This window comes from Sphingobacterium arenae (genome assembly GCF_014692505.1).
GTDB lineage: Bacteria > Bacteroidota > Bacteroidia > Sphingobacteriales > Sphingobacteriaceae > Sphingobacterium > Sphingobacterium arenae.
Genome location: NZ_JACNYK010000001.1, coordinates 1,002,506 through 1,021,666 on the forward strand (window position 1 = coordinate 1,002,506; position 19,161 = coordinate 1,021,666).

Annotated in this window: 10 protein-coding genes; all 10 read left to right on the forward strand. The window is 44.9% G+C overall.

Annotation, left to right across the window (positions count from 1 at the left end; all coding sequences use genetic code 11):
- Window positions 1-2: 2 nt before the first annotated feature.
- The 10 genes from H8B17_RS03785 to H8B17_RS03830 all read left to right on the forward strand — a co-directional run bounded on the left by H8B17_RS03785 (window position 3) and on the right by H8B17_RS03830 (window position 19,152).
- Window positions 3-1,571 carry a fasciclin domain-containing protein gene (locus H8B17_RS03785; RefSeq protein WP_190307812.1) on the forward strand — a complete coding sequence of 523 codons (1,569 nt, stop codon included), beginning with the start codon at window positions 3-5 and terminating at the stop codon, window positions 1,569-1,571.
- Window positions 1,571-4,696 carry a SusC/RagA family TonB-linked outer membrane protein gene (locus H8B17_RS03790; RefSeq protein ID WP_190307813.1) on the forward strand — a complete coding sequence of 1,042 codons (3,126 nt, stop codon included), beginning with the start codon at window positions 1,571-1,573 and terminating at the stop codon, window positions 4,694-4,696. Before H8B17_RS03785 ends, H8B17_RS03790 begins: the two co-directional genes overlap by 1 nt.
- Window positions 4,697-4,704: 8 nt before the next feature.
- Window positions 4,705-6,339, forward strand: a complete 1,635-nt coding sequence (locus H8B17_RS03795; RefSeq protein WP_190307814.1) for a RagB/SusD family nutrient uptake outer membrane protein — start codon at window positions 4,705-4,707, stop codon at window positions 6,337-6,339.
- 123 nt (window positions 6,340-6,462) lie between these two features.
- A complete protein-coding gene (locus tag H8B17_RS03800; protein WP_223816347.1) occupies window positions 6,463-9,699 on the forward strand; it encodes a SusC/RagA family TonB-linked outer membrane protein in 3,237 nt (1,078 codons plus the stop codon).
- A gap of 11 nt (window positions 9,700-9,710) precedes the next feature.
- Complete coding sequence (locus H8B17_RS03805) at window positions 9,711-11,516, forward strand: RagB/SusD family nutrient uptake outer membrane protein (RefSeq protein WP_190307815.1); 1,806 nt, start codon at window positions 9,711-9,713, stop codon at window positions 11,514-11,516.
- Window positions 11,517-11,540: 24 nt separating this feature from the next.
- Complete coding sequence (locus H8B17_RS03810; RefSeq protein ID WP_190307816.1) at window positions 11,541-12,710, forward strand: glycoside hydrolase family 88/105 protein; 1,170 nt, start codon at window positions 11,541-11,543, stop codon at window positions 12,708-12,710.
- A gap of 94 nt (window positions 12,711-12,804) precedes the next feature.
- Window positions 12,805-13,905, forward strand: coding sequence for a glycoside hydrolase family protein (locus H8B17_RS03815; protein ID WP_223816348.1), 1,101 nt, complete (start codon window positions 12,805-12,807; stop codon window positions 13,903-13,905).
- A 185-nt stretch (window positions 13,906-14,090) separates the two neighbouring features.
- Window positions 14,091-15,539 (forward strand): pectate lyase family protein, encoded by a 1,449-nt coding sequence (locus tag H8B17_RS03820; protein WP_223816349.1) that lies wholly within the window; start codon window positions 14,091-14,093, stop codon window positions 15,537-15,539.
- A 17-nt stretch (window positions 15,540-15,556) separates the two neighbouring features.
- Window positions 15,557-17,434 carry a hypothetical protein gene (locus tag H8B17_RS03825; protein ID WP_190307817.1) on the forward strand — a complete coding sequence of 626 codons (1,878 nt, stop codon included), beginning with the start codon at window positions 15,557-15,559 and terminating at the stop codon, window positions 17,432-17,434.
- Window positions 17,435-17,442: 8 nt separating this feature from the next.
- Complete coding sequence (locus H8B17_RS03830; protein ID WP_223816350.1) at window positions 17,443-19,152, forward strand: glycoside hydrolase family 28 protein; 1,710 nt, start codon at window positions 17,443-17,445, stop codon at window positions 19,150-19,152.
- Window positions 19,153-19,161 lie beyond the last annotated feature (9 nt).

A 19,161-nucleotide genomic window follows, 5' to 3' on the forward strand; every position in this document is an offset into this window, starting at 1 on the left:
TTATGAAACAGATAATTTATGCGACAGTATGTTTAGTTACCATACTTGTCGGTTGTAACAAAAACTGGGACACCCATTACGGAGAAGAAGAGGGAACAGTATCTTCCCTGAATCTTTTGGCCTATTTAAAATCGCAGCCCCAGTATTCGGACTTTGTGGCCAAGCTAGAAGAATATGATTTGGCAGCGGAACTCGCGCGCGACCAGAACCTGACTATTTGGGCGGTTTCTAATGAAAAAATGGGCGCATTGAATAATTTGGGAGAAGATACCGAGTTTATCCTGCGGTACCATATCAACAGTTTGATGTATGATAATACCAAGCTCAAGAGTGGGTTACGTGTGATGACCTTCAATGGTAAATATTTATCGATAAACAAAGATGGCGGGGTCGTACACGTCGGTGATGCAGCAGTCGTGAAAGGGAATCAGATTTGCCAGAACGGTGTAGTCCATGAGATCGACCAACTCTTGACCCCCGATTTGAGCATTTATGAATACGTAGAAGCGTTGGGTAGTGATTACTCGATCATCCGGGATACCATCCTCGCGATGAACGATACCATTTTTGACCTAGAAAACAGTATTCCGATTGGTGTGGACCCGACGGGTAATACGCTGTATGACTCGGTATATGTAATTACCAACCCTATTTTCGAAAAAGCAGATATCCGGTCGGAGTTCTCGGAAATAACGATGTTTTTGCCTAGCAATCACGTTATCGAAAATTGTTTTAATGATCTAGGACTATTGTACGATCAATTTGGTAAGGAATTTTTGAAAGAGGATTCTTTAGTGGCCTTCATCTGGATCAAAGATGCTATCTTTTATAAATCATTACTCGATGATGTTTCGGGAGAAGATCTTACATCAGTTTTTGGAAAGCTTTGGAAGCCTTCCGTGCAAAAAGTAGACCCAAATTTTAGGCGCATGAGCAACGGCCGTATCTACGAGATCAGCAAACTCAAAATACCAAATAACGTCCATATCAGTATGATTAAGCAATTGTTTCATTATTGGGAGTTTGTACCGGATGACGAGAAGGATTTGCGGTTTACATTGAATAACGTCAAAAGTATTGGACCTGCAGATGATGTTACCGTAACGTTTCCTACTATTGGTGTAGAGATAACTTATCGCACACTACGGATAGAGGGTGATCTGGAAGATAACAAACCAACATCGATTGACTATACACCAGTTATGTTGGAGCGGAACGCAGATGGTTCGACGGATTATAAGGTCGTCGAAGTACCGCCCGGAGAGTATAACCTGTATATGGGATTCCGAGCAACGAACCATCCCTTTGTCAATATTTATATTGACGATAAACCCGTTGCGTTAAATCTCAATGTGGAGCCGGCAACACCTTGGCATTTCGATCGGAATACGAATACGGTGCCTGGAACGAAGTACAACGGTTGGGGTGGATTGGTCGGCCCGGTTATGCTTGAGGGTGACGATGTGCGTTCCTTTAAAATTAAGGTGGAGTTTGCAGGCCTAGGTAAAGGAAATGTTGAACGGCTGGATCTTTACCACTGGGCTTTGATCCCAACACAAAATAACTATTAATGAACCGAATATTAACTGAATATATGACGAAGATAACGAAAAAGAGGATATGGCGTTCGCTATTGTTTACCATGTTGGCGTTAGGGGTCGTTCCTGTGTTTGCACAAACGACGATTACCGGAAAGGTGGTTAGTAATTACGATAAAAGTCCGGTACCCGATGCAGTGGTGACGGTATTAAATACAACGTCCAACGTCCGTACGAAGAAAGATGGATCCTTTACATTGGATGAGGTCGACGATCGGGCCACTACGATTCGGATCTGGAGCCCGGGATACTATGAGGCATACGTAGAAATTTTGGGACGCAGTACTTTCGAAATAACATTGATTGGTGAAGGGCGGACAAACTATATCAATGTGGTCGACGGAACGTTTTCTGATAAGAACAGCAACGTGCTGTCTGATAACGACTATCGTGCGGGCGCCGTCGATATCGAGCAGGTATTAACGGGCGAAATGACGGGACTGCGCGTTCTCAATAAGAGTGGGATGGTCTCCGAAGGGGGGATGTTGAACTTTCGAGGCGTACGCTCGTTCGATGCGGATAATACACCATTGATTGTGGTCGATGGTGTGCCGTATTTGCCAGATTTAGGAAACTCGCCCATTATCGGCGGCTATTCCAGAGGGACGTTCGCACCCTTTGCCTTGCAAGATATCAAACATATCCGTTTGTTGAAGGGAGCAGAGACTGCCCGATACGGATCCTTGGGATCGAACGGCGTACTTCTTTTAGAAACATCGTCCTCCGACGATTTGGAAACCGTTGTAGAATTCAGAGGTAACTATGGTCTCGCCCACAATTATAGCACACTACCTTTATTGGGAGGTAGTGCGTATAAAAGTTTACTAGGTAGTGTCGGCATGACGCAATACGAAGATATGGGCGAACTATTGACGAGGTTCCCTTTCCTGCGTGATGATCCGGACTACTATTATAACTACCTATACAATAATACGACAGATTGGCAAGATGTCATTTATCGAAATGCCTTTGTAACTGATAACCATTTGCGTATCAAAGGTGGCGATGCGGTAGCGAAATATGATTTGTCGCTGGGCGTACTTAGCCAGCAAGGGGCACTGGATCAGACTGCGACCACACGATATAGCACACGCTTGAATTCCAGCATCAATTTAGGAGGTAAGTTCGATTTAAAAGCTATTACAGCGCTTACGTATAGTACTTCCCGTTTACAGGAACAGGGTATCCTAACGGCAACAAACCCCTTAATATCTGCATTATACCGAGCGCCGATCCTTAGCCCATACCAAAAAGATGTGGACAATAATGTTTTGCCAGATCTGGATCGCGTCGGACAGTTTGGTGTTTCCAACCCATTGGCGCTTTTGCAAACTGCCGATTTTAAATCGGATATCTATGATGTGTTTGTGCAGGCAAACTTAGGCTATCAAGCTACCGATCGCTTTAGATTAAACGCTGTTTTAGGCCTCTTTTCCAATTATACACGGCAGAATGCTTTCATCCCCGGATTATCCAGTGGTACGATCCTGCCGCTTGAAGATGGACTAGCGTTAAATAGCGCCAGAGCAGGAGCGGGACAAACGTCCAATATTTCATGGAACCTCTACGGAACCTACCACAAAAATTGGAATCAGGATGAGGCGTTCTTCGGAGGCGGTGTACAGGGCTTGTTAACTTCTCAGGAGTATGATGCCGGAAGTGGAAGAAACACCAGCTCGGATTTCTACCGTACCCTCAATTATGTGAATAATGCTGGTCGCCTTTTTTGGGGCTACAATGAACAGTGGAATTGGATGAACATATACGGCTATACACAGTACAGTTGGCGTAGTTTAGCCAAATTGGACGTCAATTTGAGTATAGATGGTTCGTCTGTATCGGGGGCGAATGCCAGCCGTTTCGGTGTGTTCCCGGCAGCCGATTTGTCGTTCCTACTGTCCAACACAGCACTTTTGAAAGACATCAACAGTATTGATAACCTCGTATTTAAAATTGGCTATGTGAAGACTGGAAATAGTCGCTTTTCGTCGAAGATTGGACAGGCATATTATGGGAGCCAGTTGTACCGGCAATTAGCGGGCATCGTGGTAGGTAACATTCCTAATCAAAACATCCGCTGGGAAGATAACGAAAACTGGCAGGCGAATTTAATTTTCTCGGGTATTAACCAGCGCCTGAATCTTAATGTAGGCTATTATTTTAATCGTGCCAGCAACTTATTAAATGCCTTTCCTGTCTCGCCGATCGGTGGCATCGACCGGATCTACATGAATGGCGGTGCCATAGACAATCAAGGGCTGGAAGTGGAGCTGAATGTGGCAGTCATCGATAACCGGGACTGGTCTTTAACCTGGAGAGGTAATCTGTCTACCTTGAATAGTAAGGTTAAGCGTTTGGTCGGTGGAGCCGATATGCTCCATCAGCAGGCGGACGGTGTTACCCGCATTAATCGCGTCGGCGTCTCTCCCTTCTCTTTTTACGGGGCAAACTTCCGCGGTGTTATTTCCAGTGATGCAGAGGCAGACGCTTTGGGATTACAGGATTATAAGAACAGATATTTTGGTGCCGGTGATGCGCACTTCGCAGATATTAATCAAGATGGCGTAATTGACAATGAAGACCAGGTATCGTTGGGCAACAGTTTGCCAAACCTTTTCGGAGGAACCTCCCTTAGCATCCGTTATAAAAACATCCATCTACAGGGATTGCTCAGTTTCAGCCAAGGAAATCAGATGTACAACGGTTTACGTCGTAGCATGGAGAGCATGGATAGTTATGCCAATCAGTCGGAAGCCGTACTCCGCCGCTGGCAAACTGACGGTCAGCAGACCAATATTCCCCAAGCTGCTTATGGTGACCCTATGGAAAATGCGCGCTTTTCAAACAGGTGGATAGAAGATGCATCGTTCCTACGACTGGAAAACATCACCCTGTCGTATAAGTTTGGACAGCACCGACTAAATGTGCTATCTAATTCGGAATGGTACATTGCTGGCGAAAACTTATTTACATGGACAGACTATCTTGGTTTGGATCCCGTGACCGCATATAGCAATGCGATTAGCTATATGGGAGCAGATTATGGTAAGATTCCATTGCCACGTACATTTAAATTTGGTGTTAACATTAAGCTGTAATGAAGAATATGAATATAAGAAGGAGTTTTTTCGTATGTGGAATAGCCACTGCTGCCTTGACTTTAACGGGATGTTCCCGTTATTTTGAAGTGGATACGAACGATATATTGCTAGATAAAGATTATGTAAAGGAGTCGAATGAGCTGTATTCCGGTTATATGGGCGTTGCGTCTAAAATGCAGGCAATCGCGGACCAGACGGTGTTTCTCAGTGATTTACGTACGGATTTACTCGAGCCGACCGCGAATGCTCCGCAGGATCTTTGGGATTTATACAATTTCAAGGAAAAGCCAGGCAATAGCTTTGCCAATCCGAGACCGTATTACGATTTGATCGTCAATGCAAACGCTTACCTGAGTAAGATTATTGCGTACAGAAAAAGCAACCCCACTGCCATTGAGGAGGCGCACTATGCGGCATTGATATCCGGAACTATCCGTTTTAAAGTGTGGACTTACTTGACTTTGGGTAAATTATACGGGCAGGTAGCCTATTTCGACGATCCAGACCTGAATCTAGATAAAATAGGTGAGATTCCGGTAATCGGTTTCGATGAATTGATTCCGAAGTTGATTACCCTGATGGAAAATGGTGAAGATGGTGTAAATGGCCTATATGAAGCCAATTGGGGAAATATATTATACCCCGGTATACCGGCCAACCAACAAGATTTGGTGTGGAACATGATCTGTCCGTCACCGGCTCCTCTTCGTATGGAATTGTACCTGTGGAATAAAGAATATCAGCGCGTAGTGGACATCGGTATACCGTTTATTTCAGATGGCGGTGGCAAAAGATATAAAGTCAGCAATGAGGATTGGAATGGTGAATGGATACAGGCATTTACACGAGATCCTATCACGCGTACGCGCGTGCTGATTAATATGGTTCCTTACGATTTTGAAAGAAACCAGACCAATCGTTTAATCCGTTTTTTCTCGAACGAGGAACCTTCTGTTTATTATCTAAAACCTACAGAGGTGGCTATGCAACGTTACGAGTCGCAATTACGTTATGATGGGCATACCCTGGGAGATCGATATCGGGGTGTTGATTTTACGTATTATTTCCAAAATGGGGAGTGGGTGATCCGTAAGTTTTCCAGAGATCGCGAGAGTGCTTCTGAAATTTATAAAAACAATGTCCATATTTCAATTTACCGGGATTCCGATGTGCATTTCTTTGTAATCGAAGCGCTGAATAACCTAGGAAAGTTTGGACCGGCAGAGGCTTTGTTTAATGATGGTGTTGAGCTATATCGATCGCGCAACGGAGATAATTTGGAAGCTCCGTTTGATGATCCTACGATCAATTCCCATTTTGCAATCAATATGGGGATCCGAAGGAGAGTAAGCCTTGCTCCGGTATACCCACAAGGCTTATCAAAAGATGATCTGGATACCGAGGAGAAGAAACGCGCATATATGAAGGCATTGGACAAACTTGTAGCGGAAGAAACGCTGATGGAAAGTGCAGGCGAAGCAAAAGCTTATTTTGCATTGATGCGTATTGCCAAGCGATGGAATGATCCAGCTATCTTAGCCGATATCGTTTCTGCAAAATATCCAGATGGACAAAAGCAGCAGGTTAGAGGCCATTTGATGAACGAACAGAACTGGTTTGTGAAGTATCCGTTGAAATAGGTGATGACCTCCTGCTATTTAGTTGTTTTGTCAATTTTTAGATAAAATACGTCAATTTTTGAAAGTGTAAAACACGCACTGACCCCTACTTTTGACAGGAAGTAACTATAAACTGAAACATTTATGATGCTAACTGTTAGACAAAACGTAAAGGGGGGAGTGGTGTGCCTGTTACTCTTTTTTGCTATGATTTCGTTGGGTAAGGCGCAAGAATTTTCCTTGTCGGGGAGAGTTACCGATGCCAGTAATCAACCCATCAGCGGAGCTAGTGTACAGATTAAAGGAAAAAATACGAGCACACTGACGGACGAAGACGGAACTTTTTCGCTTCCTATAGAAGTGGGCGACATATTACAGACAAGCTATGTGGGATATATGCCCGAAGAGGTGACTGTAAGCAGTCGAAATCCGATTACCGTCTTGCTGATGGCAGCCAACAATGATTTGGACGAAGTTGTCGTGATCGGTTATGGTACAGCCAGAAAAAGAGATCTGACTGGTGCGGTGGGTTCCGTGAAAGGGGACGATATTCGTCAAGTTCCCGTTACAACGGCAGCGCAAGCATTAACCGGAAAAGTCGCTGGTGTGAACGTGGTCACGCAGAGCGGTGCGCCCGGAGCTGATGTCAATATTACCGTGCGTGGTGGGACATCCATCACCGGTTCAACGAAACCCTTGTATGTTGTAGACGGGTTCGTTATGGAAGATGCTTTGATGAAAATTGACATCAACGACATCGAAAGTATCGATATCCTAAAAGATGCCTCGGCAACCGCAATTTATGGTGCCCGTGGCGCGAATGGCGTGGTATTGATTACCACGAAATCTGCAAAATCTGGCCGTACTACGGTCGATTATAATACCTATCTGAGTTTTGAACGGTTGAGCAAAAAACTCGATTTGCTCGGCGTAGAAGATTATGTAAAATATCAATACGAATTCCAAACACTCGCCGGCAACACCGCCAACTTTGCAAATATGTATGGAGGAGATGTGGACGATTCTAATTTCGCTTCGGGCGCATATGCACGTATCCATAACGACTATGGTACACGTGCTGGTATTGACTGGCAGGAAGAAGTATTCGGTGGAAACGCCTTGTTGCAAAACCACAACCTAAATATTTCCGGCGGAAACGAGAAAACAAAATTAATGCTGTCTTACAATAACACCAATCAAGACGGTATTTTGGCGAAATCGGGTTTCCGGCGAAATAGTGTACGTGCTAAGGTTGACCATCAGCTGTTTGAAGGTGTGAATGTGGATTTCAATTCCTTGTTCCAAGATGCCAATAGACAAGGTGGAGGATCGCTGGGCGGTATGCTCAAGATGTCAGCTTTGCAGCCCGCCACGGGTGGAATCCGTTATACTGACGAAGAAATGTTGTATACGGATATTGGGGATGAGATGCAATTGATCGACTCGCAGTACGATATTTCCAACCCCATTATCATGAACGACGCGCGTACCCGAGAGCGGGCTTCCCGATTAGCGAATGTAAATGTGGGTTTAACGGCGAAGTTTCTGAACGATTTCACTTTTCGGACGCAGGGATCCTATCAGTGGGGGCAAACGCGTACGGATTTTTGGGACGATGGACGAACCCGAGATGCACAGAATAACGGAGGTCCTTATGGAGATATAAACAATGCGGAAGGTTTTGAATGGCAATGGACGAATACCTTGTCTTGGATGAAAAATTTGGGAAATCATCATATCAATTTAATGGGCGGTCATGAAGTGCGGTACGAAGAAAGCCAAGGTCTTAAACACGAGTATTTTGAATTCCCAGCCAGTAATTTTGGGCTTAAAGACGTGAGTTTAGCGGGGCGAACCGAACGTGGTGAATCCGAAGCTCGTCGATATGGCCTGGTGTCTGGCTTCTTCCGTGGAATCTACAATTACAATGACCGTTATTTAGTGACGGCGACCGTCCGCGCCGATGGTGTATCCACGTTCCGACAAGGTAACAAATGGGGGGCTTTCCCCTCTGCATCCGCTGCTTGGAATATCCATAATGAAAGCTTCATGGAAGATAATGGACTTTTTGATCAGTTGAAACTTCGCGTCGGATATGGTACTACCGGAAATGATCGAATTGGAAGTACGCGGTATGCCACCTTATACGGGTCGACGGTTGTTGCGGTAGACAATAAGACGGTCATCGGCGTAAAGCCCAGTAATACGCTAGGAAACCCTGCCTTGGTTTGGGAAAAGACCCAAACAGCAAATGTTGGACTAGATGTGGCCTTGCTAAACAACCGGGTAAACTTGACTGCCGATTTTTACAACAACGAGTCGAAGAATTTATTATTGAAGGCCGCAATCCCCACGTCGACGGGATACAGCGAGCAATACCAAAATGTCGCCACATTGCGAAATAGAGGTGTCGAACTCTCCTTGAATACGTTGAATATCCGTAACGAGAACTTCCAATGGCGGTCGGCCTTCAATATGACGTTCAACCGCTCGAAAGTGGGGCAGCTTTTCGGAAGCGCCGGCAATGATTACATGATCACCAATTATGAGTCCAGGATCAACTTTTATACCAGTGTAGGCGGCCCGATCAGTACTTTTTATGGCTATAAATACGATGGCGTGTATACGACAGACGACTTCGTGCAAAACGGCGATGGCAGCTACACCTTGAGAGATGGGGTGGCTTCTCTTAAAGGTAAAGACCGTTCCGCGGTTAAACCGGGTGACGTAAAATACCTTCCTGTAGCCGGCCAAACAGACGACGATGGCAATCCGGTGTGGTCGGCGGACGATCGGACCGAATTAGGAAACCCGGAGCCTAAATTTTTTGGCGGATTTAACAACGAATTTATCTATAAAGGATTCGATCTTAGTGTGTTTTTGAATTTTGCCTATGGAAACAAGGTGTTCAATATGAATAGCCAGCGCTTTATGGGGCCTTATTTACCCAACCAGAATTCGCTGGGTTACATGGCCGATCGCTTCACCCTAATAGATCCCAGCACCGGTCTGGAAACAAACGATCTAAATCGTTTGGCGGAGTTGAATCCGAATCAACAAGATGAGCGTCAGGTATGGAGCTTAAATGCGAGCAACAACATCGCCATATCCGACCCCTTAGATTACTATTTAGAAGATGCCTCTTTTTTGCGCATAAACAATATTACGCTCGGTTATACATTACCGGGAGAAGTCTCTAAGAAGGCATTTATCCAACGGTTAAGGTTTTATGTTACATTAAACAATATACACACTTTTACCAATTACGCTGGATTTGATCCGGAGGTTTCTGCGACCGACGAGATTCTTACGCGAGGCGTAGACAACTCGGCCTATCCGCGGATAAAGAGCTTTGTAACGGGAATTAATTTAACGTTTTAACGAATCGTATCATGAAGAAAATATATATTGTTATTGCAGGCCTTCTATTGGGTACAACATCGTGTAAAGATTTTCTGGAACTGCCATCAGAAAAGGATTTTGACAGCTCAACGATTTTTGAGGACGTAGGGAAGGTGGAAATGGCGGTCTTAGGAGCTTACACCAGTACGTTTAACGCCGAACTCTTTTATCAATTTGGTATGGGAAATGATGAAATCTTTTCTACCGAGGGGGAAACCAACTCGAAAAACCAGGTTTCCAATTATGTGTATAGCCCTGCTGTCAGCCCGACGAGTACCTATACGACGATGTACGCCGGTGTGGAACAAGCTAATGTGTTGATTAGAAATATACCGTTGATGACGAGTGCGGACGAAGCTGAACAGGACAAGCTGAATACACTGCTGGGAGAAGCTTATGCTATCCGGGGTATGAATATGCTGCATGTCGTGCGTCATTTTGGTGATGTGCCCTATCCGACTATCCCCGTTGTGGAAATGCCAAACTTCTCCTCGTCTCGCGTAAGCAGAGATACGATATTGGATGGTTGTGTGCGGGATCTGCAGCAAGCTATTGAATTATTACCTTGGAAGGGCGAGTCGGGGATGCCGGTGGAACGTGTGTCAAAGAATGCTGCCTATGGATTGTTGGCGCGCATCGCATTATATGCAGCGGGTTATTCCCTGCGTTGGGATCTGGATAGCTATGCACCGGGTAGCGTACAATTGGCGCGACGTTCCGATACGCAACGTATTCAAGAACTTTACGAGATCGCACGGGATGCCTGTAAAGCCGTTGTCGATAGAGGAGAAAATGAGTTGATCGACTACGAAACGATTTTTAGAGATTTGCTCAATGGAAAATATAATCAGGAGTCGATGTTTGAATATGGACAAAAAGGGAACGATCGTAATGAGACAAGAATCGGTTACACTAATGGCCTGTTCGCACATAGCCAATCGTTCTACAATAAATCGCAACCCGCTATGGCGGCTTTACCAACGTACTACTTTGAGTTTGAAGACGGCGACGTTCGCCGCGATGTGACCATTTCGAATTATGCCCTTACGGCAGATAGCGCGCATCAGATGAACACCTATGCCAATCACATGATAGGTAAATTTCGGGTGAACTGGAAAGCGGATGAAGGCGTGGCGGTAAATAAAAGAGATATCAATTGGATTCATTTGCGGTATGCGGATGTATTGTTAATGTATGCGGAAGCAGAAAACGAGTTGAACAATGGGCCGACGGGCGTGGCGGTAGAAATGTACGAAAAAGTGCGTTTGCGTGCCTTCCAAAATGATCGTTCTAAGATCGGAGAAACGCCGACAACATATGCGGATTTCAAAAACGCGATCATACAGGAACGGAAGCTAGAGCTGGGCTTTGAAGGTTGGCGCAGAACCGATTTAATCCGTTGGGGCATACTGTACGAGAAACTCACGGAAACGAAACAAGAAATACTGGATCTGGCAAACCATACCGGGAAATATACGGAGGTCGCGAGGTATAGAGCTTATCAGATAACGGATGCAAAGACATTCAATGATCCGACCGTAGCCTTAGATTTTATACCGTTGGAAAATGAACCGACACCAAGTGAAAAAGAGGAACTGGAGAGTCAAGGTTATACGATCTTAGATATGTATGGAAGCACAGCCGCCTTTTTTAATAATAGATTCACGGCTAACGAAGTTTGGGTGAAAAATATTTTCCGTGGGTTGGAAAAGAATAAGGTAGAACTGTTTCCGCTCTCTACCAACACGATCGATGCAAACCCGGGATTACGTGGACAACAGCACCCTCTATATTAATAAATTTCGTAAAAAGATAAATAAATGAGATATCATATAACCGTTGTAGCTTTTGTTGTTTTCTGTTTCTCCGGTGCGTGGGTTAAAGCACAGGAAAGGAAACTATATCTGCGATTTGCGGAATCCGAAATGCAACGATTTCCGGAAGCTTGGCAGATTGATCATGGCAAGCGACTTTACTTCGGATACGGTCAGGGACTGGGCTGTCTAGCCATGTTGAAAATGTGGGAGAAGACCGGCGATCAGAAATATTTCGATTATGTTGAGACGTGGGCAGATACGATCATTAATGAAGAGGGAAGTATCCATCTCTACAAAAGAGAGACCTACAATATCGATTATATCAATCCCGGTAAAATCCTATTCACGTTATACGAAAAAACGGGGAAAGAAAAATATAAATTAGCCATTGAAAATTTGATGTCCCAGTTGAAAGTGCATCCCCGTACATTGGAGGGAGCCTACTGGCATAAATTGATTTATCCGCATCAAATCTGGCTAGATGGTATTTATATGGCGGATCCTTTCATTGCCGCATACGGAAAGTTTACCGGCGATAATGCATATTTTGACGATGTGATCAATCACATTCTCGTAACGGCGAAGCATACCTATGATCCCCAAACTGGACTTTATTACCACGCTTGGGACGAAAGCAAAAAGCAACAGTGGGCCAATAAAGTGACGGGGCAGTCGCCGAACTTTTGGGGACGTAGTATCGGTTGGTGGTTTATGGCATTGGTTGATGTGCTTGATTTTATTCCGGAAGATTACCCGAAAAGAGACGAGATTGTGGCAATTATCGACGGCCTTGCTAAGACCCTGCCTAAATATCAAGACGAAGAAGGCTTATGGTGGCAGGTATTGGATCAGGCAGGGAAGGAAAAAAATTATCAGGAGGCTTCCGTCAACGCCATGTTTATGTACAGTTTTGCAAAAGCGGCTAATAGAGGTTACATCCCCCAATCTTATCACGCCATAGCCGAGAGGACTTTAAAAGGTATACAAAAAAAGCTGCTAAAGAAAGACGTAGACGGTACACTCACCCTTATCCAATGTAATGCGGTCGCGGGTTTGGGTGGACATCCTTACCGTGACGGAAGCTATGATTATTACGTCAACGAACGTATCCGGGAAAATGATGCCAAAGCTACAGGGCCGTTTATCATGGGTTTATTGGAATTGGATCAATAATCCGGATAGGCAGGATAGTCCATGACACCGGCAGTTGTATTTTTCTCTATATTAGAGACATAGACCTGAACAGCGATGTTAAATAAATAAAACCATGACAAAAATAACAGGACAACGCGCTGGACATTCCAGAAGAGATTTTATAAAAGCTAGCTTTTTTTTATTGTCGGGTGCGATGGTGACACCGTCTCTTTATGCATTTAATGCGGGTAATACGCCGGCTTTTGCGTTAAAACCTATCGGTCGCTCGTTCGCTCTGGCAGACTACTACATTTGGTGTTCTTCTCCAATTTGGGGCGATGACGACAAAGTACATCTCTTTTATTCCCGTTGGAAGAAAGAGAAGGGTATGAGTGGTTGGATTCGGGGATCGGAGATTGCGCATGCTGTCGCCGAACGCCCGGATGCACCTTTTAAAGATCTTGGTGTGGTGCTTCGTCCAAGGGAAGGATATTGGGACAGTACAACCTGTCATAATCCCCTCATTCAGAAAGTTGGGGATACCTATTACCTGTTCTATATGGGGAATTCAAATGGAAAAACCGATACCAAACGCATTGGTATTGCTACTTCAAAAAGCTTGGATGGACCTTGGGAACGACTGGATAGTCCCACGCTAATGCCGGGAGAGAAGGGCGCTTGGGACGATCATTGTACGACGAATCCTGCCTTTGTGAAGGGGAATGATGGCAAATATTGGCTGTTTTATAAATCTTGGAATACTGCAGAATACCAAAACCAATCGGGGTCGGTACGGGGAAATCGAAAATACGGCTTAGCAAAGGCAGATCATCCACAGGGACCCTATTTAAAAGTGTCGGAGAACCCCGTTATCGATTTCTCGGACAGTCCGAATAATGCGCAACTGGAAGATGCTTTTGTATGGAAGGAAGCAGGGATGTATTACATGATTGCCCGGGATATGGGGTTTTATAACCATGAGTTTGGACTGTTGTTGTCTTCTCCGGACGGTCTCCGTTGGTCGGAACCTCAGGTCTCTTATTTGGATATGAAGAGCTACGTGCAGGAAAGCGATCCTCCCGCGCATCTCAAACGCTTTGGTCGTTTGGAGCGGCCTATGTTATTACTCGACAAACATAAGGGAACACCGTGTTACCTCTTTGGTGCGACGCAGGGAGGGACGGCTGAAACATCGACTACTTTTGTCTTCGAGATCGAATCGTATACATTATAGAAGCCTAAAAATCGCAATCACATGGTTTTGATCAGTTTTTAGATGGAATAAGTCAATTTTTAAATGTTCAAGGCGGTCGGGTAGCTTATTTTTGGATTCGTTGGAATATACGTTAAGGATTTTTTTAACGCATCGGACTAATCATTGTAGGGACAAGACTATTCACTTATAAACAATTATTCGAAATGAAGAATAATCCTTTTTTTAGAAAAACGTTAGCCTTGGTACTGTTTGCGGGACTAGGGACTATCGGCTGCACCAAAGCGGATTTGACGGACGTACGTATTTATACGAAACCAAGTCAGGGGCCTTTTCCCGATTACGGAGAGGTAGTCGCGTTTCCCGGAGCTGAAGGGTTTGGTCGCAACGCAACCGGAGGCCGTGGAGGCGATGTGTATCGCGTTACCACCCTAGAAGATAGTGGCGAAGGATCGTTACGGGATGCGGTTAGCCAGCCCGGAAGAATCGTGGTGTTTGACGTGGCGGGTGTAATAAACCTGAAAAGTGTTTTGGTATTGAACTCCGATTTGACGATCTTGGGGCAGACAGCCCCGGGAGACGGAATTGTTCTTTATGGAAATCGTATTTCTGCTTCAGGAGCTACAAATGTTATCTGTCGTTATATCCGCGTAAGGATGGGGAGGAATGGTCCCAGCGGTCAGGATGCCATGGGGATCGCTTCGGGTGAAAATATGATCTTTGACCATATTTCCGCAACATGGGGACGCGACGAAAATTTTTCCATCAACAGCAATACAACACGAAATATCACCATACAAAATTCCTTCATCGGTCAGGGGTTGCAAAATCACTCCTGTGGGGGATTAATGCAGACAACAGAGGAAAATGGCATCACCTTGTTCCGTAACTTGTATATTGACAACAAAACGCGCAATCCGAAAGTCAAAGGCTTAAACCAGTTTATCAACAATGTAGTGTATAATTGGGGCAGCGGTACAGCCTATGATATGGGAGGTGGCTCGGAGGGACTTTCATTGACCAGTATCGAAGATAACTATTTTATCAAAGGACCGGTCGTAAATTGGCAGGAGGTTAGATTGGACGATGGCAGTCTGGAGTTGCAATTGGTACCGATGAACCCATCCCGTCCGTTTACTGGAGGAAATGAAAATTTCAGCGCGTACTATACCGGTAATTTTTATGATCACGACAAAGATGGAACCCTGAATGGAGTGGAGATTATCCCCGAAACCAATTGGGAGGAATATTGCTCGGGCAGTCCGATATTTCTTTCGTCGAGACCAAATGTGTTCCCTGCCATAGAACAACAGACAAATGCGGAGGAAGCTTATGCATGGATTGTGGAGAACGGTGGCGCAAGCTTACCAGCCCGTGATCAGGTCGATAGCTATCTGATCGAAGAATTAACCTCGCTGGGAACAAAAGGTACAATTATCCAGAACGAACGGGATACCCAACAATATCCATTGGGAGGTGTTGGCGAAATCAACGTAGGCGAAAAACCGCTGGATAGTGACGGCGATGGTATGCCGGATAGCTTTGAAGATGAACATGATTTGGATAAGAACGACCCGACCGATGCAACGAAGCTGGCTAATAATGGTTACATGAACATTGAAAACTATGTATTTTCTATTGGTATCACTAACTAACTACTCCTATGAAATCCATGATAAAAAGTCTGCAAATAGTACTCATCGTCGTTTTATTTGCGAATTGTTCTAAAGATGCTTTGCAGCAAATTATTGTAGAGCAACCCAATTCCTTTGTTTTATCGATCAGTGAAGCGAGTGAGCTGACCTATCAGATTAAGGCCAATGATAAGATTGGTATCAATGGCACCGCCTATCCAGTTCTTTATAATAGTCTGGTCAGTCTGTACGATGTGCCGGTAGAACCAGAATATTTAATCTATTATCCTTCAAACGCGGAATTTTCAGCGGACAATATGCTGAAATTTAGCTTGCCTGAGACTCAAAAATATGTTAAAGGAGGTGTGGATCCGGCGGGCTATCCATTGTATAGCTTAACGGATAATGAGGGGTTGGACAGTATGACAATGAGCCCGGTCTGTGGCGGATTAAAACTGATCGTACCTGCCAACGACCAATTTAGTGCCATTACCTCGGTATCCATAACTTCCGAAACGGACATCCTGATAGGAGCTGTGCAGGTCAATGGCGAGAACGGACAGTTGGATTTGGTCGAAGAAGGGGCTTCAACGAAAGTTACGCTAAAGGGAGAAATAGATATTTCTGCTGGACAAGAACTGTTCATCGCCTTGCCGCCGGTGGCGTTCAGTGATGTTTTGGATGTGAAGTTTACGACGTTAAAAGGTATGGGAACCTGTACCATCGACTTAACGGGACAACATATCGAAAGCGGTAAGCTATTGGCCGTGGACTTGGAAAATATCAATTGGATGGCAAAAACAGATTATTATGGAAAAGCCAATAGTGTTATCGTTGCTCCGGGCACAGCCTCCGTTACCGTCGATTGTACACCTTATTATACCACAAGTGTACGCTATACCTATGAAAATCGTCCGAATGAAGACGAGGATAAACAACCGCGTTCTGCTAAGATGCTGTGGAACGATGTATCTCCCGATTTTGTGAGCGACGTCGCTTTAGCTGTCGATGGTAAATCGTTTACAGCACAACTTAACGGACAGCGGGGCAACGCCGTGATTGCTATCTACGATCAGGAAGATCCGGATGCAACAGGAGCAAATATCCTTTGGTCTTTTCATATCTGGGTGACGGAAACGAATGAGATACAGATGGAAACCAATGGTAAAGGAAATACCTACACGATTTTAGACCGTAACCTAGGGGCTGTATCGGCGACTCCGGGAGATTGGCGGTCCATTGGTACGCTATACCAATGGGGGCGTAAAGATCCATTCGTCAGTACCGGTAGCATGGGACAAAATAGTAATGCGACTATGTATAACCGCAATGGCACCGTGAGCCTGCCTGTTGTCGCCGGAGGAGCAACAACGGGTACAATAGAATACGCTACGCAGAACCCAACACGATTTATACGGTCATCCCAAACTGGTAGCAGTACCGGATCCCGACCGTTTCGCTATGCACACGATTGGCTGTATTACGCAGATGATGCGCTATGGGGAAATCCGGAAGGATTTAATTTTCCAGCTTTTTCGACCTTGAGCAAGTCCGTCTACGATCCGTCGCCGGCAGGTTACATGGTTGCGCCGGTAGATGTATGGTTAAAAGCTTCTTCGGGCACCGATAAGGCCGCTAGTATATTCGCCGACGCCGAGTGGGACGCAACCAATTTGGGCTATCGTGTACAGCATAACGGACAGGAAAGCTGGTGTACGATCGGCGGTTGGAGAAGCCGTAGCAACGGAAACCTGAGTAATGCCAACTCAACCGGGTATTATTGGAGTAGTAGCGTATCGGGTGCGGTAAATGCCAACGCTTGGTACATGAGCATAAATTCGGGTGGGGTTACGCTGAAGGGGGCGAATAGCCGTGCTAATTCCAGTTCGATCCGCCCGGTAAAAATTACCTATTGATGATATAGATGAATAAAATAGATATGATGATGAGAAAGACGATATGCCGATTAAAACGTTTCTTGGTGGTTTTGATTTCCGTGGGATGCTTATCCTGTACAAACGATCAGTCGAAACAAGTAGGCTACGGATATTTATATGAAGATTTACCTTTTGATATGCCCGTTCTGTCACAGCCTACATTTCCAGGCAACGAGGTGTCGATCATAGATTTCGGTGGTATCGGAGACGGAACAACGCTGAACACAGAGGCATTTGCCAACGCAATGGAAACACTTTCACAAAAAGGAGGTGGACGGCTTCGTGTGCCGGCAGGCGTGTGGTTCACCGGCCCGATTGTTTTTAAGAGCAATATTAATTTGCATTTGGAAGATCGGGCGATTATCTTGTTTTCGCCTGACAAAGATTTATATCCCATTGTGGAAACTTCTTTTGAAGGACTCGATACCCGCAGATGTCAGTCGCCGATTTCAGGACGGAACTTAGAAAATGTTGCGATAACGGGCAGTGGAGCCATCGACGGTAATGGGCATTACTGGCGTCCATTGAAAAAAGGTAAGGTGTCCGAAAGCTTTTGGAAACGCGCAACTTCCTCGGGAGGGGTGTTTAAACGTGACGATTATTGGATGCCGTCTGCTGCATATTTACATGCGGATACCACCAGTGAAATGAATGTGCCACGTCATTTACAAACGGCGGAAGAATGGCAATCTGTAAGAGACTTCCTACGTCCGGTGATGGTCAGTTTTATGGAATGTAGAAACGTTTTCCTGCAAGGCGTGATTTTCCAGAATTCACCCGCATGGAATATCCATCCATTGATGTGTGAAAACGTGATTTTGGACGGAGTGCAGGTCAGAAATCCGTCGTATGCGCAAAATGGCGATGGACTAGATCTAGAGTCCTGCAAAAATGCGATTATTGTCAACAGTACTTTTGATGTAGGGGATGACGGGATTTGTATAAAATCTGGAAAGGACGAAGACGGTAGAAAACGTAACCGGGCAACGGAAAATGTTATTATCGACAATTGTACCGTATTCAAAGGTCATGGTGGTTTTGTCGTGGGGAGCGAGATGTCCGGTGGCGTAAAAAATATTCTTGTTTCCAACTGTCAATTTTTAGGGACAGATGTAGGGCTGCGTTTCAAAAGTCGCCGAGGACGTGGTGGTGTCGTGGAGAATATATTCATTCGGGAAATCAGTATGTTTGACATTGCTACGGAACCCCTTCATTTTAATCTATATTATGGTGGCAAGTCCGTTGTAGAATCTTTGGAGGATGGTGATGAAATAATCGAGGAGATTCCGCCGGTGGATGAAACCACCCCTACGTTCAGAAATATTTATATCACTGACGTCACCTGTGCCGGCGCACGAAAAGCGATGTATTTTTACGGGTTGCCAGAACACATGATTGAAAATATCAACGTGGAGAACTTTGTCGTTCATTCCCAATTGGGTGGGGAAATCATGGAGTCAGCGAAAATAAATCTTAAAAATATGGCTATTTATCCGAAGGAAGGGCCAGCTCTCACGTTACGAAATGTACAAGATGTACAGGTTGAACAACTGCAAACAGATGTCCGATCTGCAATTTTTAATCTATCAGGGCGTCGGTCAACGAACATGAATATACTTGGAAATTATCAAGAAGAACAAATTCAGATAGAAAGAGATCTCCCGTCGGATGCCGTGAAATTAAACGCGGTCAATTGATAGGAGATT